We start from the raw sequence: 25,578 nt of genomic DNA, 5'->3' as shown, positions 1-25,578 counted from the left end.
TGTCATGAAACTACCCGAAGTTGCCTTTCTGGGCGCTCTTTTACTCAACACATCTACCTGGGCACAGCCCAAGCCCGATCAACGTCCGCTGCAAAACCGGGTGGCCGACGCCGTGGCTCAAATGCCCGCTTTGGACAGCAAACAGTTGATTACCAGCATGGATGCCATTGCCTCGCTTGGCCCAGGCGGTATTCAGGACCTGGTGATGCTGCTGGTGGCACCCGGCAAAGGGGATAACACGGCGGTGCACTACGCGTTGGGCGGTTTTTCGTATTACGTCACCAAACCCGGCAAAGAAGTGCAGCGGGCGATGGCCGTTCGTGCCTACGGGCAGGCGCTGGAAAAACTGACTGATCCGGAAAGCAAAGCCTTTATGATCAGTCAGTTGCAGATCGTGGGCAAGGACGATGCGGTAATTTTTCTGAAACCGCATCTGACGGACGAGCGGCTTTGCGCTCCGGCGGTTCGGGCGCTGGTCAAGATCAATACACCGTCGGCGCAGAAAGCGGTTTTGCAGGCGCTGACCGAGTCGCAGGGCGCGAGCCGACTATCTTTGGTGAAAGCCCTGGGCGACAGCCGCTATCAGCCCGCAGCATCGGCTTTGATTCCGCTGGTACAGCCAGACAACAAAAAACTGAGCAAAGTAACCTTGTATGCGCTGGCTCGTCTGGCGGCTCCGACTGCCGGACCGGTTCTGGCCAAAGCCGCCGAACAAAGTGGCTATACCTATGACCCAACGGAGGCCACCGCCAGTTACCTGGATTACATTAAACAACTTGCCGTTTCCGGGAAAAAACCGCAGGCCGACGCGCTGGCGCGGAAACTGCTGGAACAATGTATCGATGAGAAGCAGGTGCCTACCCGAACGGCGGCTCTGAAAATTCTGGTCGATGATAACCGGGAAAAAAGTTTACCCCTTCTCACGGCAGCGGTTCTGGATCAGTCTCGCTCTTATCGGGTTGCCGCCCTGAAACTGGCAACGGGTTTGAAAAGTAAAGCCGTCAACTTACAACTGGCTAAACTGATTGCAAAAGCCCCCGGCGAAGTGCAGGCGGATTTGATTACCCAGTTGGGTATAACCGGCGATGCGGCTTTGAAACCGGCCTTGTTGCCGGGCCTGAAAAGTGCGGATCAGGCGGTTCGGCTGGCGGCTGTTTCCGCCGTGGCCCGCACCGGTCAGCAAACCGCTTTGCCGGATTTGCTGGCGTTGATGAAGCGGGGAACTTCGCCGGAAATTACGGCGATTCGGGATGCGGTTTTGACCCTAAAAGGCCCGGAGGTCGTGGCCCAGATCACGCACGCGCTGCCCAGTATGCCCGCCGAGGCCCGGGTGGCTTTGCTGTCGGTGTTGGGTAGGCGGGCGGCTGAGGCCAGTGTGCAGCAGGTGCTGGCCCAGGCGCAGGACAGCGATACCACCATCAGCCAGGCGGCAGCCGCAGCCTTGCCTTTTATGGTCGGGCAGGACCAGCTTCCCCAGCTGGTGACGCTTTTGACCAACACGACGCAGCCCAAAACGATTCGTTCATTGCAACAGGCCCTTGCGGCCGCAACGGTTTCGGTTGGCGATTCCATTCAGCGGACTGATCTGTTAATTAGTACAATGCAACAGGCTGCGGCCGCAAGCCAGCCACGTTTTCTGGGGGCATTTGCCGGAATCGGCGGTCCGAAGGCGTTGCAGGTTGTTCAGGAAGCTTTTGGAAAAGGGGAGGGAATCGCACAGCCTGCCGCCGTTGCGGCTTTGTCGGACTGGCCGACGCCCGATGCCGCCCCGGCTTTGCTGACCATCGCCCGCCAGAACAGCGTAGTGGCCGAATCGGCCCTCAGCGGTTATATCAAGTTAATTGACCGGTCCGCTTATTCTGCCGACCAGCGGTTGTTGTTACTCCGGGATGGGATGGAAGTGGCCCGGAATCCGCAGCAGAAAATTGAAATCCTGAAAGCGGTGAGTCGGTGCCGGACGTTTTTAGCCCTTGTTTTTGCCGGCAATTACCTGGATGATCCGGCTTTGCAGCAACAGGCTGCGGCCACAGTGCTGGCAGTTGCCGCATCCAGCCGGGATTTTACGGGAGATGTCGTGCGGAAGTTGCTGGAAAAAGCCAGTCAGGTGATTACCGGCCCCGAAAGTGACGCCCAGCGTCAGGCCATTCAGCGACGGTTGCAAACGATGCCGGCCGGCGACGGTTTTGTTGCGCTATTCAACGGGAAAGACCTGGCGGGCTGGAAAGGCCTGGTCGATAATCCGGTCAAACGCGGCAAAATGAGCGCGGATTCGCTGGCGCTGAAACAGCAGAAAGCCGATGAAATCATGCGGAGCGGCTGGTCGGTCAAAGATGGTTTACTGGTATTTAACGGACACGGCAACAACATCTGCACCGCGAAACCGTATCAGGATTTTGAGATGCTAGTCGATTGGAAGATTACCAAAGAAGGCGATGCCGGTATTTACCTGAGAGGTACGCCACAGGTGCAGATTTGGGACCCGGCCCGCACGGATGTGGGGGCGCAGGTAGGTTCGGGCGGCCTGTATAACAACCAGAAATTTGCCAGCAAACCGCTGAAACGGGCCGATAATCCGGTGGGCGAATGGAACACCTTCCGCATCATCATGAAAGGCGAGCGGGTAACAGTTTATCTCAATGGTGAACTGGTGACGGACAATACCGTGCTGGAAAACTACTGGGATCGCAGCCAGCCGATTTTTCCGTCGGAACAGATTGAACTTCAGGCGCATGGAACCTACGTGGCCTACCGGAATATTTACATCCGGGAACTGCCCCAGCCCCAGCCGTATCAATTGTCCGAAGCCGAAAAACGCGACGGCTTTCAGTTGCTTTTCAATGGGACCGATTTCAGCCAGTGGACCGGCAATACGAAAGATTATGTCGCCGAAAATGGTGATATTGTCTGGTACAACAACGGTGGAAAAGGCAATCTGTATACGAAGAAAGAATACGCCGATTTCGTGTTCCGGTTTGAGTTTCAACTGACACCGGGCGCCAACAACGGGTTGGGCATTCGGGCCCCGCTGGAAGGTGACGCGGCTTATGTCGGCATGGAATTGCAGATATTGGACAACGACGCGGACATCTATAAAAAGCTGGAACCGTATCAATACCACGGTTCGGTATACGGCGTGATACCGGCGAAACGCGGGGCGTTAAAACCGCTCGGCGAGTGGAATTATGAGGAGGTAACCGTGAAAGGAAATCAGATCAAAGTGGTGCTGAATGACATTCAAATCCTGAACGGCGACATTGCCGAAGCCAGTAAAAACGGAACGATGGATCACAAAGAGCATCCCGGTTTGCAGCAGACTAAAGGCCACATCGGCTTTCTGGGGCATGGCTCGGTGCTGCGGTTTCGGAATATTCGGATTAAGGAGCTTTAAAAAGGAATGCTACCTGTAAACCGGGTTAAGATGCACCTGGCTCCTTAACCCGGTTTACAGGTAGCATTCTCTTCTTCGAAAGACTAAATCACATCTTCCCGGGCGGCATCCGGATCGTTGTATTTCCGGTCGAGCTGATCGGTCGATTTCATATCCGAAGTCGCCTGAGCCGTTGATTCCTGCATCGGGGCTTTTTTTATGGCACTTTCGTCCAGCGTTTCCTTTGGCTGATCGAGCATCTGGGCGGTTTCCTCCGGACGTTCGGCCGACTGATAGTCGTGCGTATCTTTGGCGTTGGCGTCATAAGGCCGGGCCGATGTGCCGGTATCCGGTTTTTCCTGCATGCCTTCTTCGGGATGCTGCAAACGGTCGGTGGTTACGGAATCACTGGTGTTTTTTTTTGTGGTAGTTCCCAGAAATTCGGGAAGTTCTTCATTTTTAGCCGGGTCCTGGCTCTGCGTCGGCACATCCGCGCCGGGCATCGTGTCCACAAGGCTGCTGGTTGGTGTATCCTTCGTCGTGCCCTGGCTGGAAACCTGATTGTCCGACTTGCCGCTGTTGTTCACTTCGTGCGAACGACCGGGTTCGCTGGGTTCCGTGATTTCGGGCGTACCCGGATGTGGAGTCGAAGGCAGGTCCGGAATTTCAGGTCCGGGCGTGTGTGGAGTTGGCGGATTAGGTGAATCGGGCGACGCCGGAATTGGATTGTTCGGGTCGGGTGTCGACGGTAATTCCGGAATCATATCGGCTTGCGGATGTTCCGACTGAATGTCGACTACATCATACGTCCGTTGATTGGGCGAATTCAACCCCCGTTCTTCGTCGTTGGCATACCGATCACTCAGATCGTCGGTAACTTCCGTTTCGAGATTGGCGGTAGAAACCAGCTTCCCATCGACCAGTTTAACCATATGCGTTTCGGCCTGATCCTGGCCGTATTTGGTATCAGCGTTTTCGTTGGATACTAAGTCCGCTTGTTGCGAATCATGAAACACATTCGATTCCATACTGTTTGTTACGAGTTAGTGAATAGATACAACTAATAACTGATGCTGCCGGAAAAGGTTTTTTGAGAAAACGGATATGGGCAGGAAAGTCAACGGTACTGGGAAAGGACTTTACTGATAAATCCGGCTGGATGGGGTGGAGGCTATGCGGAGCCAGAAATTGCAGAGATCTTCCACAACCGACTTATAATCGTTGAACGAAGACGGTTTTTTTACGTACGAATTGGCGCCGAGTTCATACGCCCGGTCGATGTCAGGTTGTTCGTTCGATGTGCTGAATATCAGGACGGGCATCAGGTTATACCGGGGATCAGCGCGCAATGTTGCCAACACCTCAAAACCGCTCATGAGCGGCATATTGAGATCAAGCAGCAAAAACGAAGGTAAAATTGGCAGGGTTTCTAGCCGTGACAGCAGATCCATTCCACTGGATGCAATTACCACTTTCTCCTCTTTCAAACACACCTTAAAAGCTTCCTGTATTAAAAATAGATCATCTTCGTCATCATCGACAACGGCTATGACAGGTCTGTTTCTCATACGTTAGTAACGAGAGAAACCGCCATCAGATTAGGGACTGATGTCCAAACTGAAACTCAGTAAGGGGTGCGATTGCTCAGATTCGAATAAGAGTTTGATGATGAAATATCCTCTGCTTTAATAGCCGGCAGGGCGACGTGTTTTTTCCAATAGGAACAAAAAGGAGCCATGGCTGCCTCCCAATTTGGCGGTTTGGGCATGTAACAGGTTGCGCCCAGACTATAAACCAGCTTGACTCGGTCGGGGTCGTTGCCATGTCCGAAAATAATAACCGGAATTCGGCGAAGCACCGGATGAGGTTTCAACAAGGCCAGAATTTTTTCCGGTTCGCAAGCGTCTATATCCAGCATAATCAGCGTTGGCACAAACATGGCGTCGGCCAGGCCCTGCTGGAAATAGAAATCGAGGGCTGCTTTTCCCTCCGCCGGTAAGTGCCGGTGCGGAACGCCATAGTTACGAAGTGACTGCTCCAACTCGTGAAGTTCAGGCGTTTCAGTGCTAACGATTAATACAGATAGTGGGCCGGTCATCGTTTCGAAAGATGATTTGTAAGGATACCAGTTTTCAGAAACAAAACTATCCTGTGGAGGAAAAGTTATACAAAACCAGTAGTTTTCCAGGCATCTTCGATTTTATGTTATCCTAACCTTCTTATAATCAAACTGTTTACTAAATCGTAAAAAGCTACCGGTTTGAGGGTGCGCCAGTTGTCGATCTCGTCCAGCGTGCCGCCAAAGTTCATGTAATAATCCAGCCGGTAGCGTTTCCATTCGCTCTCGACAAAGTCCCTGAAATTGACGGCGGCAATCCAGCCATCCTCCACATCTTCGAACCATTCTTCGTAGTAACTATCGTCGGACCCGTGAAAATTCAGGATGTTTTCGCCCACCAGAATGAACTTGTTGATGTTTTCATTCACCAGCGGATCGATCACCTGCCGTTTGAGGTACATGATGTCGTTGTGCAGCGTATCGTTCCACTCCCCGAAGAGTTCAATGACGACAAACCGGCGCTCGTAATCGGCAAAGAGAATCTTGCAATACAGCGTTTCCGAACCGATTTCATCCCAAAGCGGGTGAATGTAATAACCATATATGGTATTGGTATACTGGGTCATGTTATAGACGCGGCCAAAAAAAGGCGAATTGGGGTCATCCGACGCGGTATACCATTTTTCCCAATTGTAAAAAGGCTCAATCTCGTGCATAAAAATCCGGCTGTCTAGGAATAAACCGGCTCATACAAAGATAACGAAAGTATTTCGGCCGACCGTTTATAAACGGGGCCGTCTGATAACGAAAAAGTCCAGTAGCTGAGCCTCTGGACTTTCTGTCGGAAACGTGTATGGCTGATAAAGCGCACTACCTCCATAGTGCTCTTTACCGCGTGTTCAATACTTACGAACGAACCCGATGTTTAGATTGCGGAGGTTTTAAAAAAACTTGAAAAAATTATTCTGGATCTATTCCTTGTCTACAACTAGTTGATAATCAGAAAATAAATCAAGAAAAATATTTTTCACTGGTACTGAAAAAAAGCCGTCACCTCCGAATCTTTGTTGCATTTGAACCGAATCCAGCGGGCCTGGAAACTTTTCGGAAACGCATAGTTGAAGGGCTGGCCGGGTGCCACCGTCACTTCTTTATAAACCATCCACGGACCATTGCCCACCGGGTCCACTTCGATGGTGAAGGTAACGGGTGCGGTAGACGTGTGCGAAAGTCGCAGGCTCCGCCGGTCGTAGAAACCGATCAGAAACGGGTCGGAGAATTCGTTGGCTTTAACGGCGGTATTTTTCCAGGGACCGCCGTGGCCGGTGGGTTTTCCCAACTTCCACAGATCATCGATCGCACCGGCCCAGACGGCGGCTTTTTGGTCGTCCGACACCACAATATGCTCGTTCCGGGAAGCCAATTGGGGGTTAACGCCGGTCATGACCAGCAGCCCCCGGTACGAAGCGTAATCGTTGATGCGGAGGTTGTGGGACGAAACCGGCCGGATTTTGGCGTACCCATCCGCATTTTCGGCGGGCAATTCATAAAACGTTCCGTGGCAATTGAACAGGTCGCGCTCGGTGGCCACTTCCCGGCAAATCCGCAAAGCCGCCTGGTTGGTCAGACCCGTATAGGCGTCATGGCCGAGCGGGAGCCGCCAGCGCCGTCCCTTGTCATCCACCACCAGAACCGATGATTCTTCCACGGTAACCGCTTTTTGCGGAATAGCGAACTTGCTCTTAATGAACGACATGGCCTTATCATCTGCCTTGCGAATCAGCTTCATATCACCATCCAATTCGTAATACCCAACTTCGGACGGTTGTCCGCCGGTATACTCCTGTGCCGCCATGCCCAGCACGCGCCGGTTATCGCCCAGTCCGTAGATCAAACCGCCGGCTGTTTTGGTGGAAGTAATTGAACTTAAACCGGCAAAAATCGAATTGGGCGTGGCGGTCCGGGTGTCGTTCGCGGAATAGAAAAAGTGTGCGGAGGCCGTGGTGGCTTTGTCGGGCCTGATCCGAATCCACTCACCGGCTGCGTCGGCGGCAAATTCTACATTCAAGGCACTTTTGGGCGCAATTTTTACGGTTTTCAGCGCCGTCCAGGTGCCGTTACCGGTTTTGTCCACTTCAAACGAAAAGCTCACGTCCGCGTCGCCATTGTTCTGCACCCAGGCCGAGCGATTGGGCCAGCCCGCAAACAGGAAAGGCTCCGACGGCTCGGCGGCCCGAACGGTTTCGTTGAGCCAGACGGCTCCTTCGGCGGTATTGGGGCCCAACTGGTCCGGCAAACTGGTGGACGTAAACCACAGGTTGGAATTGGATTGGCCGGGGCCTTCAATGTTGCCTTTGGCCCCGCGTTTGTTCAAAAACTCCTTCTGTGCCGAGTCATCGCAGCCAAAAACCAGCTGATCGTTCCAGCGAGTATAGTCGCCGATGACTTTCAGGTAGGCCGACCGGGGCCGGATTCCGGCCGTATTGCTGGCCGAAAACTGACCGGGAAACCGCCAGAACAAACCGTGCATGGTCATGAGGTAATCGGGTTTTTGGGCGGTTCCCACGTCCCGGATGCGGGGCCATTCGGTGTTCCAGCCGTGGGCACCGTCGTAGCTGTGGCTCGCTTTCGGCAAGCGGAAAAAGCTCCATTTTCCGGCATCACGAACGCCCAGCAACACCGATTTATGATCCCAGCCCGTGGCCCAGATTGGATCGGTTGCCGGGTTTTTGTTGCCATAGATACCGCCCGGTCCGGTCACCTCCACAAACTGGTTCCGGCGGACCACCTTCCAATCCTTGCCGTTCCATTCCGACAGCGAACCAGCCTCGATGTCGAACTGCTTGAGCGCCTGGGGTCCCGGCTCTCCGTTGTTGGAATAAACCAGCACGCCCTGGCCCGAATACAGCCCTTTGCCGTGCGCACCGGGGAGCAGCGCACCGGCGTGGTTATTTGACTCGTCAGCGCCTTTTTTGGTTTTTACGTTCCCGTCTTCATACAGCAGGGTAGGCGTTAAGGTTTTGACATCCACCTCATAAAACCCTTCTTCCATCGTTCCGTAATAGATTTTTCCGGTCGGATCGGTCAGGTGCCGGGCGTTACCGGTATGGCGGCCCGGCATTGTTTTGTAGGGCATGACCCGCACGTTGCCCTGCGCATCGATGGCGTAGGGGCCGATGAAAAGCTGGTTGCTTTCCGGGTGAATCATCCGGTTGGCCGGGGTGCCGCCAATGCTTTCGGGGTGGACGATCTGTTTCAGATCCGGCGTTATCTCGTACAATTTATCCGACGAACCAAAGGGCAGGTGCGGACCGTACGTGACGGCCCAGAGCTTACCGGCCCAGGGCACCACCGCGCCCGTTCCGCATTCGCCCTCGTTGTTATACATGGCCAGGTGCGGATAAATACCGCTGTACGATTTTCCGGTTTTGGCCTGGGCGTTTGCCTGGTAATGGCTGATCGTTCCGGCGAGTAGCGTGCCAATGAGACAGGCAGAAAGAAAGTTTTTTCTCATCCTTGAAGGAGGAATAGATTAGTAAAGTAAGATTTTGGATAGGAACGCGGCCGGGCCGTGTTCCCATCAAGTGTCAATAACCGGGGTTTTGAACCAAACCGCTGGTCAGGACTTCTTTCGATGGAATGGGCCACAGGTATTGCCGGGTGGCGTCGAACTTCCGGATGGTCAGCTGCTTGATCAAACCGGCCGTGAACATCGGAGTGAAATCCGCCACGCCGTCGTCGTCGATCTCCGGTTTTTGCGGGAAAAACCAGAGGCCCGGTTTCACCACTTTAGCGCGCAAATCGGCGGGATCGAGCAAACCAAAATTGAGTTTATTCAGTACTTTTTCGGCGAGTTTCCAGCGGATCAGGTCCATGTAGCGAATCCCTTCCAGGGCAAACTCCATCCGTCGCTCGATGCGCAGCGCCTTGCGCAATACCGCCTGACTACCAGTTTTCACCGCCGGATACGTCGTTGCCGTCAAGCTTACGCCATACGCCCGCGCACGAACCGTGTTGATGGCGTCCACAACCGACTGATCGATTTCGTTGAGTTCAATTTTCGCTTCGGCATACATCAGCAAAACATCGGCGTAGCGGATGATGATTTTGTCGGGTTCGGTCGTCCACGAGTTCAGCAGCCAGTCGGCATCGATTCCCTTTTTCCAGATCAAGCCATTGAACGAAGCAAATTGGGCAATCGACCGCGTGTCGTTGTTGTTTACCAACGTATTGTTGCTGGTTCTCAGAACTTTGAGTGAGTCCGGGTGTGGCTGGAAAATAAAACCGACGTGGGGCGTCTGGAACTCGACAATCGTGGCGGTGCAACGCGGGTCCCGGTTCAGGAACGGTTTTCGGGGGTCGAAGAGTGGCGATTCGTCGATGGGCAAACCGTCTTTGCAGAGAAACGCGCAGAACAGATCCCACGAAGGATCTTTGGCCGCATAGCCCCCCGCATTCCGGGGAATGTAGTTCTGGGCGTCATCCTTCACCACTTTCAGCGCAATCGAACGGGGAAGACCGAAAATGGTTTCGGGCGAATTCTTGGTCTTCGATAAAAACAGATTGTCGAAGTTGTCGTGCAACTTGTAGATTTTCAGATCCATGCAGGCTTTGGCAGCATCGCGCACGGTTTTCCAGTCGCCCATATGCAGCGCAATCCGGGCCTTCATGGCGTAGGCGGCTCCGGCCGTCGCCCGTTTCAATTCCGCACTGCCGAAGGTGGTTTTCAGTTTGGATGCCGCAAAATCAAAGTCGGCATAAATCTTTTGCAGCACCTCTTCCTTCGGCGATTGCTTCAGCGCCAGAGCCTCTTCGATGCTCAGGGCGGTTTCGGTATAAACGATGTTGCCGTAATGCGAAAGCAGCCGCGAATACTGGCAGGCCCGAATAAACCGCGCTTCGGCGGCATACCGGTCAATCTGCTCCTTGGACAATACCGCAGCGGCCCGGTCGACACTCTGAACCACGATGTTTGCCCGGGCGATGGCTTTGTAGGTGTTTGTCCACCAGGTTCCGACAAAGTCGGTCTGGCCGTTGATCGTGGCTCCGGTAATGGCCGTGGTGGCATCCCGGTAGGTCCAGTCGTCGGTCCATTCGTCCGAGTCCTGCATCCAGAACGCATCTTTGTAAAGCCCGTTCAGCGACATTTCGATTTCCTCGGCATTGGAATTCCAGGTTTCGCTGGAGCCGTCAGACAAGGGATTCAAGTCCAGACTGCCGCAGGCGGTCAGGAAAAACAGCCCGAAAAGGAAGATGGAGATAGTCAGTTTCATAAGGAATCGGGTTAGAATTTAACGGAAGCGCCAAAGACAAAAGACGTGGTGATCGGATAGCCCAGGGAGGTCATCTCGGGGTCCCAGCCTTTGGGAAACCGGCTGATGGACAGCAGATCCGTGACGGAACTGTAGACGCGAATGCTCTGCATTTTCAGTTTCTGAGTTACGGTTTTGGGAATATTGTAGCCCAGGCTGATGTTTTTCAGCCGGAAATAACCGCCGTTGATCAGCCAATAGTCCGACATGGCGTAGTTGTTACCGGATGACGTGTTCGAATACCGGGGGTATTTCGCCTGCAGATTCTGCTCGGGCGTGTTGTAGGTACTCCAGGTCGCGCCGTCCAGAATGGTGGGAAATGTTCCGAAATTTTCGCGCAGCGGCTGAACGATGTCCAAACCGAGTCGGGAGTTCTGTTTAGCCACGCCCTGAAGCACCAGCGAAAAGTCCCAGTTTTTGTAGCCAACATTGAAATTGGCTCCGAAGGAAAGCCGGGGTAGCGATCCTCCCAGCAGCACGCGGTCGTACTCGGGCGAAATCTTTCCGTCGGGCACTCCATTGGGACCGCTGATGTCTTTATACCGAACATCGCCCGGTTTAACGTTAGCGTTCAGTTTGGGCGAGTTGGCCACCTCGTCGGCGGTCTGGTAAAGACCGTCGGAAACGTATCCGTACCATTCGTCGAACTGGCTTCCGCGAATTTTGATCTTGTCGCCAAAAAATACCGTACCGCCGAGGTCACCCATCGTTGATTTGAAGTCCGAGAGGTTAAACGACGCGCCGTAGCTGAGGTCGCCTTTGCGGTCGTTCCACGATGCCTGCGCTTCCCAGCCCGTGGTATACATCTTGCCGGTATTCTGGTAGGGATTATCGAAGCCGACATAATCCGGAATTTCAATCTGGAGTAGCATATCCCAGGTGGTTTTTTTATAGTAATCGCCCGACACCTGCAACCGGTCGCGGAAGAAGTTAACATCAAGTCCGAGGTCGAAAGAACTGGTGGTTTCCCAGGAAATATCGCGGATGGCGTACTGAAACTGGGCCGCAGCCTGGGCCGCCAGAACGGTATTTCCCTGGTAGAACAACGAGTTGTTTTCAAAATTCAGGATCGCCTGATACGGGTATAAGTTGCTGCCAATCCGCTCGTTCCCCAGCGAGCCCCACGACGCCCGGAGCTTCAGATACGACATCCAGGAGGCCACCGGTTTCATGAATGACTCTTCCGAAACGACCCAGCCGGCCGAAACCGACGGGAACGAACCCCAGCGGTAGGCCGAAGCAAACCGGGAGGATGCATCGGACCGGATGTTGGCCTGGAACAGATACTTGTCCTTGTAATTGTACATCACCCGCCCAAACCAGGAGCGGTACGCATTTTCGTTGGCACTGCCGCTGTTGTCGCGGAAGTCGAGCGGACCGAGGTTTAAGTACGGATACGAACTCAGGATGTATTGCCCGCGTGAGGCTCCCAGTGATTCATTGAAAGCGTAAAAATATTCGTAACCGCCGAGCAGGTTCAGGCTGTGGTGGCCAAACTGGCGGCTATAATTGGCCAGTGCCTGCGTGGTGTAGCGGTAACTGTCGTTGCGGCTTTCTTCCAGTTTGGTTTGCGATTGCCCTTCAATGTACCCGGCGACGGTATTTGGACTGTTCCACAGCGTATATGGCACTTTTTTCGTAAAGACTTTGACCTTGTCAAAATTGAAGAAAGGCGACAGAACCCCGGTGATTTTCAGCCCTTTGATCGGTGTAAAATCCAGACTGATCTTGCCGCCCACCTGATTGTACCAGGCATTGTTGAAGCCGCCGTTGATCAGCTTGGCGTAAATGTTGGCGCCATCTTTCCCGGAGCCAATGCGACCGTCCGAAAACGTAGCGGCATAAATTGGCGGCATGATGCCCATTTTGTAAAACGGAAACGACCCGTTTCGGTCGTCGGTAATGGGCTGGGGCGAATACGTTCGCCGGAAATTAAAATCGACGCTGGCCGATAAGTATTTCGTAATCGTGAGGTCGTTGTTGACCCGGGCGGTAATCCGTTCATAACTACGGCCAACGTAGAGCGCTTCGGATTTGTCATAGCCGAGTGAAACCCGCGAGCGCAGCGATTTACCGGATCCCGAAATACTCAGCATGTGGCTTCGGCGGGGGGCATAGTCTTTCAGCATCAGACCGCGCCAGTCGGTATTGGGATACTGGTCGGGGTCCTGGGCGTGCAGGTTGTCGTAATTATCGATCAGCTCTTTGGCGTAGGTCGGGTATTCGTTGGAGTTGTTGCCGTTGTCGTTCCAGCGCAGCTCGTTGGTGAGTTGCATATACCGCTTCGCATTGACGTAATCGGGCAGGCGGGTTGCTTTTTCAAAACCGTATTCCGCCGTATAATCGAGACTCAACTGACCGGCTTTGGCGCGTTTGGTCGTGATCAGAATAACGCCGGAAGCCGCCCGGGACCCGTAGATTGAAGAAGATGCGGCATCCTTCAACACCGAAATGTTATCGACATCGTTGGGGTTGATCGAATTGATGTCGTCGATCGGAACACCGTCGAGGATGTACAGCGGGTTGGATTCGCTGATCGACGTGACGCCCCGCACCCGGATGGTTGCCGTGGCACCCGGTGCGCTGTTGCTGCGCGTTACCGTCACGCCCGGAATGGCACCCTGCAAAGCCTGTGAAATCTGGGTGGTTTTGCGGGCGGTAATTGCATCGCCCTGCACCGAGCCAACGGCCCCGGTGAGGTCTTTTTTCTGGACGGTTCCGTAGCCAACGACAACCACTTCTTCCAGCGTTTTCAGGTCGGGGACTAGTTTTACCGTAAAATTCGACTGGTTGCCAACGGTAATTTCCTGGTTCAGATAGCCCACAAAGGAGAAAACCAGCGTCGTGCTCCCGTCGGGAATGGAAAGCCGGAATTTACCATCCATGTCGGTCGACGTGCCCCGCGTGGTATTTTTGATGACCACACTCACGCCCGGCAGCCCTTCGTCGTTTTCGGCGGTTACCTGGCCCGTGATGGTCCGATCGACGGGTTCCGGTACGACCAGGTTGAGGTAGGCATTCGACCCGTCGTTTGAAGACGCACCCGCGGGCGGCAACTGAATGACGATCTGCCCACTGATGACGTGGTAGGTCAGGCCCAGCGGTTTCAATAACGACTCCAGAACAGCGTCAAGCTTCTGATTATGAGCTTTGATGGAAACTTTTCGGGTGGCCGGAATCGTGTTGGGGCTATACACGAAATCGACGTTGGCGAGCCGCTCCAGCCGGGTAAGGATCGTTTGGAGCGTTACCTCGTTTGCCTTGATCGAAATCGGGCGTTGGAGGAGATCCTGCGCCTTTCCGTCGAGCGCCAATGACGATCCGGCCAGCAGCAGGCTGAGGAATACATGGAAAAAACTGATTTTCATGACGGTTAGGGTGTACAAACCGAGCATTCGACAAAATTTCATACTTTTGTATGTTTTGTTGGGAGAAAATGAATGAATGCGACAAAACAAATCCCGATTCATCCTGGCAGATGAATAATGATGCGCATCAGGGGTAATTCCGGCCGGCAGTGTGTCCGCATTGTCGGCCTTTTTTGAAGAAGTAACGGGTTAATCCATAGGCTCTCAGGTTGGTGAAAAGTAGTGAATTGGTTAAGGATTACAGCCTGAACCCGTGATCAGAATACGCGTACCTTCCACTTCATACTGCGCATTGATCGACCGGCAAATCAGTTCCAGTTTGCTGTAAAGCGGCTGATTGGCGATCTTCCCCGTAAACCGGCAGTTGTTCAGCGAATCATTTTCGATCTGCATCTCAATCCCATACTGCCGTTCGAGTTGTTTCAGCACCTCTGGCAAGGTGCTGTTGTCGAACACGAATGGACCCGGTTCCGGGCGAACGGGATTTTGAATCGGCTCCGGTTGATCGATCAATCCGCGGGTCAGGCGGTTTTCTGCCACAAAAAAGGTTACCTTCTGATTAGGTGTCAGCACCACCGACGCTTCATTCACATTCACGTCTTCGGCTTTGCTGGTTGATTGCAGCTCCTTTTTGAAAACCGCCACTTTGCCGGTATGAACCGCCACCTCGACCGTCGGCGCGTTGGCGGGGGCCGTAACCCAGAAACTCGTTCCCAGCACGCGCGTGACGATGGTGCCGCTGTAGACCAGAAACGGGCGGCTGGCATCTTTCTGCACCCGAAAGAAAGCCTTTCCTTTGAGCCAGATTTCCCGTTTGTGGGGTGCAGACCGGGTGGCGTACTGAATCGTGCTGTGCGGTTGCAGGTGAACCAGGCTGCCGTCTTCCAGCGTGATCACTTCGGGCTTCGCACCGGTATTCGTCCGTTCGATCAAGCCGTTGTCCGAGGCCATCTGATGGGGCTCAGTAGACAACGGAACCGACCCATACCGGTACAAGAGCCAGGAGCCAAATCCGATCAGCGTAACGACGGCTGCGGCCGCCACCCACCGCCGGAAAAGCGGCCGTTGAATTACGTTCGTTTCCGGTAGCCGACTCGGATCTTTGTAGTCACCCGTTTGTAAATCAATTTGTTGCCAAAGTTTTTTCTTCAAATTCTGCCGATCTTCTTCGTTCAACGCAAACGCGGTGTCAGTCCCCAGGCGATCGTACCATTGATCAATCAGCCTGATTTCCGCTTCGGTGCATTGCCCCTTGTTGTATTTGGTGAGCAGTCGGACGAATTCTTCTTTTTGCATTGGCTGTGGAACCGGTCGTTTGCTGTAGTGTCGACAAAGCCGCCCGTTTACCCTAAATGGTTTTATAAAATAGTGGATTGTTTATATAGATTGGCCAAAAAAGTTGTAAGATTATTATTTTTATGCAATTGCTAGTTTGTCTTTGCGAAGAGGCCGGTTTACAATCCTGGCACTTTTTTGTAAAAAAATAGTAATTTGGTGCTTATTTAATTCGACGCTGGTTAACGCATGGCGGCAGATGTACGACTTTCTTCGCTGAAAGAGTGGGACGATGATCAGGTACTGAGCGCGATGTCTGAAGGCAATCGGCTGGCGTTGGCGGAACTGTACGAACGGTATTGGTATGTCCTCTACCGGGTTGCTTTTCAGAAAACGAAATCGTCCGAAATGGCCGAGGAGCTGGTGCAGGATTTGTTCGTTCAGCTTTGGCAGAAACGGGCGTCATTGACCGTTCGCCGGGTCGATTCGTATTTATTCGGAGCGTTGAAATATTCGGTTATCGACTCCATCAAAAGCCGGATCGTCCACGAAAAATTTCAGGAATACCAGCAATTCTTTGCCCCGCAGGTCGATTCATCTACCGAAGATCAGCTGGCGTACAGCGACTTACTAGGAACGATCGAAACCGAGTTGCTGAAACTGCCTCCCAAAACGCAGGAAGTGTTCCGCATGAGCCGGTTTGAAGGCCAGACCATCCCGGAAATTTCGCAGAAGCTCGCCCTGACCGACAAAGCCGTTGAATACCACCTCTCAAAAGCCCTCAAACTGCTCCGTACGCAGTTGCGGGATTACAGTTTTGTGTGGTTGCTGATTTCATTTGGACAATTGTGAAAGGTAAATACCGATTCGTATGTTACCAGAATGCGAACCAGGACAGTATTCCTTGTCGACCATTTAAGTGCCAGCGGCACGTAATGTTACTAGCAAATCGGTATTCTCCGGGGTCGATAATCCCAAAGTTCATGACCCTTCTACGCTCAGAAATCAGGATCAACACGCCAATCTGGTTTTTGCCAATCCGGTTATTTTTGGCTATTTTTAGAAAAAGATTGAAATTATGACGCTGGTGTTGGACATACCGGAACAGAAAGTACGGCAAGCCGAAGCGGTTGCTCAAGCCGAAGGCAAAACACTTCAGCAGGTTTTGGAGGAGTTTGTAGACGGATTAGCGCAACAAGGTACGCAGTCCACTTGGGAAAATCTTTCGAATCGTTTGCCCGATATTGCTGAACTTAAAGAGAGTGATATTGAGGCCGAAATAAAAACCGTACGTGCTGATCGCCGGAAACACACCCAGGCGGAATGAGAATCGTTCTGGATACGAATATTTACATTAGTGCTTTAATCAATAAAAACTTCCGGCAAAGGCTTGCCCGGATTTTCGAAGATTCGTCAATTGCCGTTCTCACGGACGCCTTGCTATTGGCCGAGATAGACGACGTATCAGCCCGACCTAAAATTGCTAAGTATCTTACTCCTGATGAACGGGCGGATTTTTTGAAGTACTTGAAAAGCCGTTGTGAACTGGTTTTGGTTACGTCTACAGTCACCGTCAGCCCCGATCCAGATGATGATTTTCTGTTGGCATTGTCGAAAGATGGGCAGGCGGAGTTCTTAGTTACGGGCAATAAGCGTGATTTACTTGATCTGGTAGCGTTTGAGGGTACGAAAATTGTCACATTGAGCGATTTCTTAGCGTTGTTGGTTTAAAACGAATATTCGTCAGATTGCACGATCTTCCTCTCAATACGTCTTCGTCATATCCGACGGAATGTGCAAAATGAAGCTTGCCAGATTTTGGTTGGCTTTGTCCGGTTTAGCCACGTCCGGCACTTCGACCGACGCAATGGTTACAATTTTAAGGTCCGGCTGTTTCTGACGCAGATACCAGATAATTCCCTCAAAATTATTGGAATGATACGAACCGTTGAAATGCAGAAAGGTATTGCCGGGCTTGCGGTTTTGCAGGATAAAATACGCCATAGTCGCGTCTTTGATGGCTTGCGCCCGGGCAAAATTGGCTGCCTGGTCGGAAGGACCTTTGCCGGTCGAAGGCGCAGCCGCATCGCCGTGCATCATGTCCAGCATGGCTTTGTAACCCGGTAAGGTCAGATCGACGGTAATGGGCAAAGGCGCAATCCAGGCTTTCTGAGATGCCGGAACGGTGTCGAGCGACGCCAGACCCTGCCGGGCCACGGCGCTGGCATACCGGCGCGGCACATTGGTTGCAATCATCGCCAGCTTGTGTTCGCGGGCGAAATCGACCAGCGGGCGGTAGTCGGTCTTGTAATTGTTCCAGAGCCGGGCCTGTTTGGGAAATTCCTTGTCGGTGGTTTTTCCAGAAACATAATCGGATAAAGCCGTCTGATTATCCGCTTCAAACATCTCGGCGCCCAGAACTAACTGCTCTTTTTTCTGTTCGTGCAGATCCTTCGTCAGCTGCAATTCCAGCCAGTGGCAAATCGGATTGTTATGCAATTCCCCAAAAAAAACAATGTCGGCGTCAGCGGCTTCTTTCAGAACCTTCTGATAGCTAACGGTTTTTAGTTTCTGGGTGTAAAACTGATAAGCCGGTTTATCGCTGGTGAAGGCCAGGCAGGACAGTATGAACAGAAGCAGGTATTTCATAGAAACTGGTTATTTAGACGCAATATAAACAAGGAGTGGCAATAAAAAGGGTTATTTCGCCGAGTTTAGCGGAGAACGTCAGAGGTAACAGAGAAAAAACTCTGCGTAACTCTGATTTCCTCCGCTAAACTCGGCGAAATAACCCTTTGTTACTCCGTAATACCCTTACAGTTCCCGGATCCAGATATTCCGGTAACCCACCGGATTGCCGTGATCCTGCAACAGCAGCGGGCCTTTTCCGTGGGGTACGATTTTCGGATACCCGATGTATTCCGTTGTGCCTTTGATGTTGGTATTGTTCTGAACCAGAATTCCGTTCATTAACACCGTCACTTTACCTTGTTCCAGCATCATACCGTCTTTGTTGAAACGGGGAGCAAAATAGATGATGTCGTAGGTTTGCCACTCACCCGGTTTCCGGCTCGGATTGACCAGCGGAATCGCCTGTTTGTAGATGGAACCGACCATCCCGTTCGAGTACGTGGGGTTGTTGTAACCGTCCAGCACCTGCAATTCATACCGGCCCTGGAGGAAAATACCGCTGTTGCCGCGTCCCTGCCCGTTGCCTTCTACTTTGTCGGGTGTCCGGAACTCGATGTGGAGCTGAAAATCCTGGAATTCCTGCTTCGTCCGCAGGGAAGCGCCTTTGGCCGAAAACATCGCACCATCCCGGATTGGCCACGTATTGGAACCTTCCGTTACACCACTCCAGTTGTTGGGATTGTAGTCTTTAACAGACACCCACTTGCTGCCGTCTTTGCCATCGAACAAGACAATCGCATCAGAAGGCGCCGTTGTGCCGGAGGCCGTTGCGGGCGACAAAACACCCGGAGTGACCACCCGCGGAACCGGTTCCCAAATTTCGGAAGATTCCGGATTTTGTTTGGGTTTCTCCTGAGCGACTGCCAATTGGGCCAGTCCCAGAAGCAGGGAAAGGGCTAAAATACTTTTTTTCATTCGTAAAAATAGGATTGTGTGAACAATGGTTTGCACGAAATACCGCCTTCAAAGATAGCGAAATGTCAATGCATTGCCCGCTTTACCTCCATAACTTGCTTGCCATTGTTGTTGATCAGGAAGCGGGAGACTTTCTGGTTGGGATCTTTCACAAACTCCACCTGAAAAGGATATTCCCGCATAAAGAAGGTGGTCTCGGCCTGCGGATAAAGCGAAGCCGTTATAAAATCCTCTCCCGATAGCTTCAACACCTTGTTTTCCCGGGTGATCCGGACGTTTTTACCGTTGGGCAACACATACGTTCCAACGTAGGCATCAATGATCGCATCGGAGAGCTTGATGAGCCGGTAATCGAACGTGGGGTCCGGTTTTATTTCAAGCCCTTCCAAATCTTCCAGGCGGGCAATCGCACCCCAGCCAAAAAAATCATTGGCCAGGCCGATGAGGAGTTCGTTATGACCTTCTTTCAAGGGCAAAATAAAGGACGTATTTTCGATGGAGCAACGCCCTTCCGGCTTTTTTTCAATGGGGCGTCCCTGCAGGTTTTTGTCTACGTACGCAATCTGTCCATTTAAAAACACCCAAACGTCGTCGCCAAACCCGAAATCGACCCGCTTCTTCTGCGCAGTGACCGATTTGATTTTTACTTTCAGCCAGACCAGCCGCCGGGGGTCGCTCTTGCCAAAGGTGCGGGTCAGGTTGATCAAGCCCCGTCGCTCGGCTTCCAGAATTTGCCAGCCGGTTTCCGGTGTTGGTAAAAAATCATAACTAAAATCCACATTTTTTGGCGTGGTAATCGGTTCGCTCACGGCCCAGGTACGGATATACCGCGGGTCTTGCCGGGTGGGATCGACGCCGGGCCGGGCAGAAAGTTCTGCCACCTCGCCGGGCCTGATGGTGAGGTTCGAAATCAGCATATCGCCTTCAAACGCAACGGTACCACTGCCGGTGTTGCCCTCCAGCCGATCAATTTCCAGGGTGGGCTTATCGGGGCTATTGATATAGAGCCGCATCTGAACCCCGGAAATGACCAGCCTGACATGGTTCCAGTCATCTTTAAAGAAGGAGGCATTGGTCTGGTAATGACCGTACATATCCCACATGTTCACACCGTCGATATAAGGGGTATACTGCACGGCATCAATCGCTGTCGGATTTCCGGCCCGGCCCATCCGAAAGTAAAAACACTCGTTTTCACGGGCATCTTTGTATCGAAAATAAAACGACAGGTTGTTGGGTTTGGTGTCGAACTCGATGGTTCCGTCTGAGAAAGCAAGGTCTTTGGCAACCACCTTGCCGGCCCCAAGCGGGATTTTCATGACGGTTTTACCGTTTTCCTGCATAAACTCCACTTTCTGGGAGCCAGAGGTCCATTTTTCGGCCACTAACAGCTCCGGAGTAGGCTTTTTGGGCTGGGCATTTGCCAGGAGGCAGACCAGAAAAAAGGGCAGTAAGCAAAGGTGTTTTTTCATCGTCTTCACCAGTTTTGTCGGTACGGTTTGGTATTCGCTACCCCTTGAGCGGGCAGCGGGAACCGTTTGTCAAAGCTGGAAAAGGGAAGAAAAAACGACAACTCATCTCCTGTTCAAAATTGGGTCAAGTGTGTTCAAAATTGTAGGGAGGTCATTGTCACGGGTTTAGATTAAAAGCCGGTTTTGTTAAAATTGTGATCGATAGGTAAGGTATTGGTATTTTAAAATTGTATATTGAATAAATACTGTTTCACTGGGAGAGGAATCTATATTTTATAAAATTTTAAAAATATGGTACCTTTCCGATTCAAAACAAAAACCAATGAAGTCAACCTCTATGAACACAACGTTTGCCCGTTTGGTGATGGGTGTCGGGTGGGTTTTGGGTGGTGGTCTGGTGATGGCCCAACCGAAAGCCGACCAACCGGCCGCCCTTCCGCTGAACGATTTGAGTGCCTTTCAAAAACCGGGCAGCAACTGGCGGATTGTCGGTGACGTTTCCGCTGATCTCAACCAGAAGGATGTCCTGAAAAGTATGCTTGGAACCGGGATACTGGCCAATTTGCCCGCCAAAGACGGCAACATCGATCTGGTGTCGAACTTTCAGCACGGTGATGTGGACCTGGATCTGGATTTTCTGATCGCAAAAGGATCCAACTCCGGCATTTATTTGCAGGGTCGCTACGAAATTCAGCTGCTCGATAGCTGGGGAACCAAAAATCCCAAGGCGGGCGATAATGGCGGTATTTACGAACGCTGGGACGACAGCAAACCGGATGGACAGAAAGGCTATGAGGGCCACCCGCCCCGCCAGAACGCCAGCCGGGCTCCGGGTTTGTGGCAACACCTAAAGGTTTCGTTTCAGGCACCACGATTCGATGCCAGTGGCAAGAAAATTGAAAATGCCCGCATGCTGCTCGTGGAACTGAACGGCGTGGCGATTCACGAAAACGTGGAATTGTCGGGGCCAACCCGGGGCGCACTCGGCAACAACGAGGTAGCTAGCGGACCGCTCCGGATTCAGGGCGACCACGGCCCGGTGGCGATTCGCAACATCGTCATCAAGAATTACGACAAACCGCGTCCGGAACTGATGAATCTGAAGTATGCGGTTTACAAAGGGAAGTTTCAGAAAGAACCGGATTTTAGCAAACTGCCGCCCGAAGCCGAGGGTTCGTCGGTCTTGCTGACGGCCAATGTAACCCGGATTCCGAACGACTTTCTGATTCGCTATACCGGTACCCTGCGCGTTAAGGAAGCCGGGGATTATGCCTTCAATTTGGGCGCTGCCGGTGGGGGCGGGATGATGAAAATCAACAACAAAGCGGTCATTACGCCCGGCGACCGTCGACAACGCGGAAGCATCACGTTACCCGCGGGCGATGTACCGTTTGAATTGCTGTACGCCAAAATGGAGGACTGGGCCAAACCGTCGATTGGTCTGGCCGTAACCGGACCCGGTATTCGCGAGTACGTCATCAGCGACGCCAGCAGTGCGGCCAATGGCGATCCGACCGATCCGATTCTGGTCGATGCATCATCCAATACCATCCTGCGGAGTTTTATGGATATGCCCGGTTATAAAAACGCTCAGGGCCGGACGTTGCGCGTGGTTCATGCGGTTTCAGTAGGAAGCCCCGAGCAGGTTCACTACACCTATGATATGGACAACGGCGCACTGGTACAGGTCTGGCGGGGTCAGTTTTTAGACACCACGCCGATGTGGCACGAGCGGGGCGATGGTTCGTCGCGGCCGATGGGCATGGTGCAGCGGCTGGGTGCACCGGTATTGGGGCTGGCTAAATTGTCGTCTCCGACGGCGGCCTGGGCCACCGACACCACCGGCAGCGGGTACCGGCCGAGAGGCTATGTGCTCGACGAAAGCGACCGCCCAACCTTCCGGTATCAGACGTACGGTGCCACGGTTACGGATGCCGTCCGCGTGCTCGAAAACAGCCAGGGGATTCGCCGGGAACTGACGGTTCAGAATCCGGCCGGTGATCTCTACGCCCGTCTGGCCGAAGGCAGCACGATTGCCCCGATGGAAAATGGGATGTATATCGTTGACGGAAAGGCATATTACGTACGGATCGACGATGCCGGGGGCGCAACACCCGCCGTGCGGAAAGTGGGCGACCGGCAGGAATTGATTGTTCCGGTGAAGGGAAAATTGACTTATTCGATCTTGTTTTAAATCCAGATGAAACCATTCTATACATCCATTCTTCGCCGGGCGGTGGTTGGCACGATGCTGTCAACGGCTGCTTTTTCGGTAGGTTGGGCGCAGGAATCGCCCAAGGAAGAAGATTTTTATAAAATCCTGAAAGTGTCCGCACCGGAAGGGACGTTGCTGGAAGTGGGCGGTTTGGCCGTGCTTCCCAACGGTGATCTGGGCGTGGCAACCCGCCGGGGTGATATTTTTATTGTCGAAAACCCGACCAGCCGCCGTCCGTTTTTCCGCAAGTTTGCTTCCGGTCTGCACGAAGTGTTGGGACTGGCCTACAAAGACGGCGCTCTGTATTGCGCCCAGCGCGGTGAGCTTACCAAACTGGTCGATTCCAACAAAGACGGAAAAGCCGACATCATCGAGACAGTTACCAACATTCCGGTTTCGGGTCACTACCACGAATACACGTTTGGACCCAAGATTGCGCCCGACGGTTCGTATTTCATATCGGGCAACGTGGCTTTTGGCGACGAAAAATGGTGGGCGGGCGAAAGCCGCGTTCCGTGGCGCGGCTGGATTATGCACATCACCAAAGACGGTCAGATCGAGCCCTGGGCAACGGGCGTGCGGTCACCGGCCGGTTTGGGCATGATCGATGGTGAGTTGTTTTACGCTGATAATCAGGGCGACTGGATTGGTTCGGGTGGCGTTTGGCACGTGAAAAAAGGTGCCTTTATGGGCCACCCGGCGGGTTTACGCTGGAGCGGTGATCCGAAGTCGCCGGTCAAACTGACGCAGGAACAATTGTATGCCAGAATCAATCCGCGCGATAACCGCGACGAGCAGGGCCGGGCGATTAAACCGGAGAACGTCATCGACGAGAAGTATTTCACTCTCTTCGAAATGAAAAAAGAATTTCCGGAAATTCAGTTGCCTGTCGTCTGGTTGCCTCACGGGATTCAGGGGATTTCCAACTCGGAAATTGTAAAAATTCCGGAAGGTTCATTCGGGCCGTTTGCCGGACAGGTGCTGGTGGGTGATCAGGGCCAAAGCAAGATTACGCGCGTGTTCATGGAAAAAGTGAACGGTGAGTTTCAGGGGGCTTCATTCGATTTCCGCAGCGGTTTTCGCTCAGGAGTTCTGCGGATGGCCTGGGCCAAAGACGGTTCGTTGTTCGTCGGCGAAACCAACCGGGGCTGGGGCTCGGCGGGGGATGCCGATGAAGGGCTGCAACGCCTGACATGGAACAACCAGATGCCGTTTGAGATGCGGGCGGTTCGCGCCATGCCAGACGGTTTTGAAGTGGAATTTACGACGCCGGTGGATCGCAAATCGGCGGAAGATCTCGCTTCGTATTCGGTTGAAAGTTTTATTTACAAATACCACCCGGTTTACGGTAGCCCGACAGTGAACAAGGAAAGCTGTTCGGTGAAAGGCGTGAAAGTGTCGCCCGACGGCTTGAAAGCCCGCGTGATTGTTGATAACCTGCGGCAATATTACATTCATAACCTGACGCTGGACGGCGTTCGGGCGGCCGAAGGTTCCTATTCGCTGGTGCACCCGACGGCCTATTACACGCTGAACAACATTCCGGAAGGCCCGAAACTGGCCATGAGCGGTGTCAGTACGTTCAATTCGTCGGCATCCAAAACCGCTCCGGCCAGGAAGGGCGTTCCCACGAAAGCGGGCGTAAAAGCTGGTGCAAAAACGACGGCGGTTTCCGGTGCCAAATCCGGTACGCTGATTGCCAAAGCACCAACGTTTGAGGAAGTGAAACCGCTGCTAAACCGCCATACGTGCGCGGCTTGCCACAATGCCGAAAAACGGCAGGTTGGTCCGGCGTTTGCCGATGTGGCCAAACGCGGGTACAGCAATGAAAAAATTGTGGAACTGATTTACAATCCAAAACCGCAGAACTGGCCGGATTATTCGACTGAAATGCCGCCGATGCCGCAGGTTCCCAAAGCCGATGCGCTCAAAATTGCCGCCTGGATCAATTCCCTGGCACCCGGTAAAACCGCTGCCGCCAAAAATGCAGATGAGCCTTAACCACACGACCTGACAGGTTTTTTCAACCTGTCAGGTCTACCAATTGCCTGTAAAAATAATTGCTTATAAAAAACACATCCAGGACCTGACAGGTTTTTTCAACCTGTCAGGTCGGAAACAGGAAAGCCCGGCCAGTGGTCGGGCTTTCCTGTTTCCGGGGTATTGATTAATCGCTAGATCGTACTACGTCGGCGAATCGCTCCGGCGGATTTCCTTCAGTTGGTACCACCAACCGGTTTGATGGGAATAGAAATTGAAGCGACATCCCAGGCAATCGATACTTCCGACTCCGTTGGAGTGATCGTCAGTTTCTCAACCGGTGTAGCGTTGGTCTTGGCCGGAACCTTGATCTGGGCGACGTCTTTCTTCTTCAATTCAGCACCTTTTACCGGGTCAATGTAGTCATAAGCGCCCCATTGGCCCAGTTTGCTATTCAGAATGACCGTCCATTCTTTTTCGTCAGGGATGGTAAAGAGCGTATACGTACCGGCTTTCACCATTTTGTCACCGAACATCACATCTTTGGCAAACGTAATTTCGGTGGCTTCATCAGCGCCCGTCCGCCATACCGTACCGTACTTTTCCAGACCGTTAGCCCCAAAGATGACACGGCCCCGTTTTGAAGGTTGTCCGTAGACGACTTTAACACTTTTGCCGGGGCTTTCAACTTTCAGGTGTGGGCTCTTTGCCTGCGCAAAAACCAGGGTAGAGGTTGCGGTAACCAGCAACGCAATGATGACTAATAATCCCTTTTTCATAGGTAATAGAAAGTTTTTGGTGAATGATTCATCACAAAGAAAACGAAAGTTAGAGCAAAAAGATACAGCACTGGTTTAATCGGTCGAGAAAATAAGTTAAACGGGAAGTCGAAATATTTCAATCATCTATACTAATACTACCAAA

At 52.7% G+C, this 25,578-nt stretch carries 18 protein-coding genes; 6 read left to right on the top strand and 12 right to left on the bottom strand.

Going from position 1 to position 25,578, the window contains the following annotated elements; all coding sequences use genetic code 11:
- The first annotated feature begins 4 nt into the window (after window positions 1-4).
- The gene (locus tag EHT87_RS09190; protein ID WP_124906201.1) at window positions 5-3,388 is read left to right on the top strand and encodes a DUF1080 domain-containing protein; all 3,384 of its coding nucleotides are present in this window, start codon (window positions 5-7) and stop codon (window positions 3,386-3,388) included.
- A gap of 83 nt (window positions 3,389-3,471) precedes the next feature.
- On the opposite strand, the gene EHT87_RS09185 is transcribed toward EHT87_RS09190, so the two are convergent.
- The 8 genes from EHT87_RS09185 to EHT87_RS09150 all read right to left on the bottom strand — a co-directional run bounded on the left by EHT87_RS09185 (window position 3,472) and on the right by EHT87_RS09150 (window position 15,402).
- Complete coding sequence (locus EHT87_RS09185; protein ID WP_124906199.1) at window positions 3,472-4,395, bottom strand: hypothetical protein; 924 nt, start codon at window positions 4,393-4,395, stop codon at window positions 3,472-3,474.
- Window positions 4,396-4,506: 111 nt separating this feature from the next.
- Complete coding sequence (locus tag EHT87_RS09180) at window positions 4,507-4,935, bottom strand: response regulator (RefSeq protein WP_124906197.1); 429 nt, start codon at window positions 4,933-4,935, stop codon at window positions 4,507-4,509.
- A 56-nt stretch (window positions 4,936-4,991) separates the two neighbouring features.
- Entirely contained in the window at window positions 4,992-5,465 is a 474-nt protein-coding gene (locus EHT87_RS09175; RefSeq protein WP_221621999.1) for a response regulator, read from the bottom strand.
- Window positions 5,466-5,572: 107 nt separating this feature from the next.
- Complete coding sequence (locus EHT87_RS09170) at window positions 5,573-6,142, bottom strand: hypothetical protein (protein ID WP_124906193.1); 570 nt, start codon at window positions 6,140-6,142, stop codon at window positions 5,573-5,575.
- A gap of 311 nt (window positions 6,143-6,453) precedes the next feature.
- The gene (locus EHT87_RS09165; protein WP_124906191.1) at window positions 6,454-8,940 is read right to left on the bottom strand and encodes a hypothetical protein; all 2,487 of its coding nucleotides are present in this window, start codon (window positions 8,938-8,940) and stop codon (window positions 6,454-6,456) included.
- 73 nt (window positions 8,941-9,013) lie between these two features.
- Complete coding sequence (locus tag EHT87_RS09160; protein ID WP_124906189.1) at window positions 9,014-10,699, bottom strand: RagB/SusD family nutrient uptake outer membrane protein; 1,686 nt, start codon at window positions 10,697-10,699, stop codon at window positions 9,014-9,016.
- Between the two features lie 11 nt (window positions 10,700-10,710).
- A complete protein-coding gene (locus EHT87_RS09155; protein WP_221621998.1) occupies window positions 10,711-14,148 on the bottom strand; it encodes a TonB-dependent receptor in 3,438 nt (1,145 codons plus the stop codon).
- A gap of 189 nt (window positions 14,149-14,337) precedes the next feature.
- Window positions 14,338-15,402 (bottom strand): FecR family protein, encoded by a 1,065-nt coding sequence (locus EHT87_RS09150; RefSeq protein WP_124906187.1) that lies wholly within the window; start codon window positions 15,400-15,402, stop codon window positions 14,338-14,340.
- Window positions 15,403-15,630: 228 nt separating this feature from the next.
- On the opposite strand from EHT87_RS09150, the gene EHT87_RS09145 reads away from it, so the two are divergent.
- From EHT87_RS09145 to EHT87_RS09135, 3 genes are all read left to right on the top strand, one after another.
- Window positions 15,631-16,233, top strand: a complete 603-nt coding sequence (locus EHT87_RS09145; RefSeq protein ID WP_124906185.1) for an RNA polymerase sigma-70 factor — start codon at window positions 15,631-15,633, stop codon at window positions 16,231-16,233.
- Window positions 16,234-16,459: 226 nt separating this feature from the next.
- Window positions 16,460-16,708, top strand: a complete 249-nt coding sequence (locus tag EHT87_RS09140; RefSeq protein WP_124906183.1) for a hypothetical protein — start codon at window positions 16,460-16,462, stop codon at window positions 16,706-16,708.
- Window positions 16,705-17,112, top strand: a complete 408-nt coding sequence (locus EHT87_RS09135) for a putative toxin-antitoxin system toxin component, PIN family (RefSeq protein ID WP_124906181.1) — start codon at window positions 16,705-16,707, stop codon at window positions 17,110-17,112. Before EHT87_RS09140 ends, EHT87_RS09135 begins: the two co-directional genes overlap by 4 nt.
- Window positions 17,113-17,145: 33 nt before the next feature.
- Here the strand turns inward: EHT87_RS09135 and EHT87_RS09130 are convergent, their stop codons facing one another.
- The 3 genes from EHT87_RS09130 to EHT87_RS09120 form a co-directional block, all read right to left on the bottom strand.
- Complete coding sequence (locus EHT87_RS09130; RefSeq protein ID WP_124906179.1) at window positions 17,146-18,030, bottom strand: ChaN family lipoprotein; 885 nt, start codon at window positions 18,028-18,030, stop codon at window positions 17,146-17,148.
- Window positions 18,031-18,195: 165 nt separating this feature from the next.
- Window positions 18,196-18,987 carry a 3-keto-disaccharide hydrolase gene (locus EHT87_RS09125; RefSeq protein ID WP_124906177.1) on the bottom strand — a complete coding sequence of 264 codons (792 nt, stop codon included), beginning with the start codon at window positions 18,985-18,987 and terminating at the stop codon, window positions 18,196-18,198.
- Between the two features lie 65 nt (window positions 18,988-19,052).
- The gene (locus tag EHT87_RS09120; RefSeq protein ID WP_124906175.1) at window positions 19,053-20,459 is read right to left on the bottom strand and encodes a DUF3471 domain-containing protein; all 1,407 of its coding nucleotides are present in this window, start codon (window positions 20,457-20,459) and stop codon (window positions 19,053-19,055) included.
- Between the two features lie 322 nt (window positions 20,460-20,781).
- On the opposite strand from EHT87_RS09120, the gene EHT87_RS09115 reads away from it, so the two are divergent.
- On the top strand, window positions 20,782-22,653 hold the full coding sequence (locus tag EHT87_RS09115; protein WP_124906173.1) for a 3-keto-disaccharide hydrolase: 1,872 nt from the start codon (window positions 20,782-20,784) through the stop codon (window positions 22,651-22,653).
- Between the two features lie 54 nt (window positions 22,654-22,707).
- The gene (locus tag EHT87_RS09110) at window positions 22,708-24,675 is read left to right on the top strand and encodes a c-type cytochrome (protein ID WP_229321064.1); all 1,968 of its coding nucleotides are present in this window, start codon (window positions 22,708-22,710) and stop codon (window positions 24,673-24,675) included.
- Window positions 24,676-24,890: 215 nt separating this feature from the next.
- On the opposite strand, the gene EHT87_RS09105 is transcribed toward EHT87_RS09110, so the two are convergent.
- A complete protein-coding gene (locus EHT87_RS09105) occupies window positions 24,891-25,433 on the bottom strand; it encodes a DUF2911 domain-containing protein (RefSeq protein WP_124906169.1) in 543 nt (180 codons plus the stop codon).
- Window positions 25,434-25,578 lie beyond the last annotated feature (145 nt).

It is taken from the genome of Larkinella knui (assembly GCF_003858645.1).
In the GTDB taxonomy this organism is placed as follows: domain Bacteria; phylum Bacteroidota; class Bacteroidia; order Cytophagales; family Spirosomataceae; genus Larkinella; species Larkinella knui.
This window is presented reverse-complemented; position numbering and strand designations above follow the sequence as displayed.

What these genes read in the sequence shown, in the direction of transcription:
- EHT87_RS09150 (WP_124906187.1), bottom strand. Translation starts at nt 15,402, where the DNA reads ATGCAAAAAGAAGAATTCGTCCGACTGCTCACCAAATACAACAAGGGG.
- EHT87_RS09190 (WP_124906201.1), top strand. Translation starts at nt 5, where the DNA reads ATGAAACTACCCGAAGTTGCCTTTCTGGGCGCTCTTTTACTCAACACA.
- EHT87_RS09125 (WP_124906177.1), bottom strand. Translation starts at nt 18,987, where the DNA reads ATGAAAAAAAGTATTTTAGCCCTTTCCCTGCTTCTGGGACTGGCCCAA.
- EHT87_RS09170 (WP_124906193.1), bottom strand. Translation starts at nt 6,142, where the DNA reads ATGCACGAGATTGAGCCTTTTTACAATTGGGAAAAATGGTATACCGCG.
- EHT87_RS09165 (WP_124906191.1), bottom strand. Translation starts at nt 8,940, where the DNA reads ATGAGAAAAAACTTTCTTTCTGCCTGTCTCATTGGCACGCTACTCGCC.
- EHT87_RS09175 (WP_221621999.1), bottom strand. Translation starts at nt 5,465, where the DNA reads ATGACCGGCCCACTATCTGTATTAATCGTTAGCACTGAAACGCCTGAA.
- EHT87_RS09110 (WP_229321064.1), top strand. Translation starts at nt 22,708, where the DNA reads ATGCTGTCAACGGCTGCTTTTTCGGTAGGTTGGGCGCAGGAATCGCCC.
- EHT87_RS09115 (WP_124906173.1), top strand. Translation starts at nt 20,782, where the DNA reads ATGAAGTCAACCTCTATGAACACAACGTTTGCCCGTTTGGTGATGGGT.
- EHT87_RS09135 (WP_124906181.1), top strand. Translation starts at nt 16,705, where the DNA reads ATGAGAATCGTTCTGGATACGAATATTTACATTAGTGCTTTAATCAAT.
- EHT87_RS09185 (WP_124906199.1), bottom strand. Translation starts at nt 4,395, where the DNA reads ATGGAATCGAATGTGTTTCATGATTCGCAACAAGCGGACTTAGTATCC.
- EHT87_RS09140 (WP_124906183.1), top strand. Translation starts at nt 16,460, where the DNA reads ATGACGCTGGTGTTGGACATACCGGAACAGAAAGTACGGCAAGCCGAA.
- EHT87_RS09160 (WP_124906189.1), bottom strand. Translation starts at nt 10,699, where the DNA reads ATGAAACTGACTATCTCCATCTTCCTTTTCGGGCTGTTTTTCCTGACC.
- EHT87_RS09130 (WP_124906179.1), bottom strand. Translation starts at nt 18,030, where the DNA reads ATGAAATACCTGCTTCTGTTCATACTGTCCTGCCTGGCCTTCACCAGC.
- EHT87_RS09155 (WP_221621998.1), bottom strand. Translation starts at nt 14,148, where the DNA reads ATGAAATTTTGTCGAATGCTCGGTTTGTACACCCTAACCGTCATGAAA.
- EHT87_RS09180 (WP_124906197.1), bottom strand. Translation starts at nt 4,935, where the DNA reads ATGAGAAACAGACCTGTCATAGCCGTTGTCGATGATGACGAAGATGAT.
- EHT87_RS09145 (WP_124906185.1), top strand. Translation starts at nt 15,631, where the DNA reads ATGGCGGCAGATGTACGACTTTCTTCGCTGAAAGAGTGGGACGATGAT.
- EHT87_RS09105 (WP_124906169.1), bottom strand. Translation starts at nt 25,433, where the DNA reads ATGAAAAAGGGATTATTAGTCATCATTGCGTTGCTGGTTACCGCAACC.
- EHT87_RS09120 (WP_124906175.1), bottom strand. Translation starts at nt 20,459, where the DNA reads ATGAAAAAACACCTTTGCTTACTGCCCTTTTTTCTGGTCTGCCTCCTG.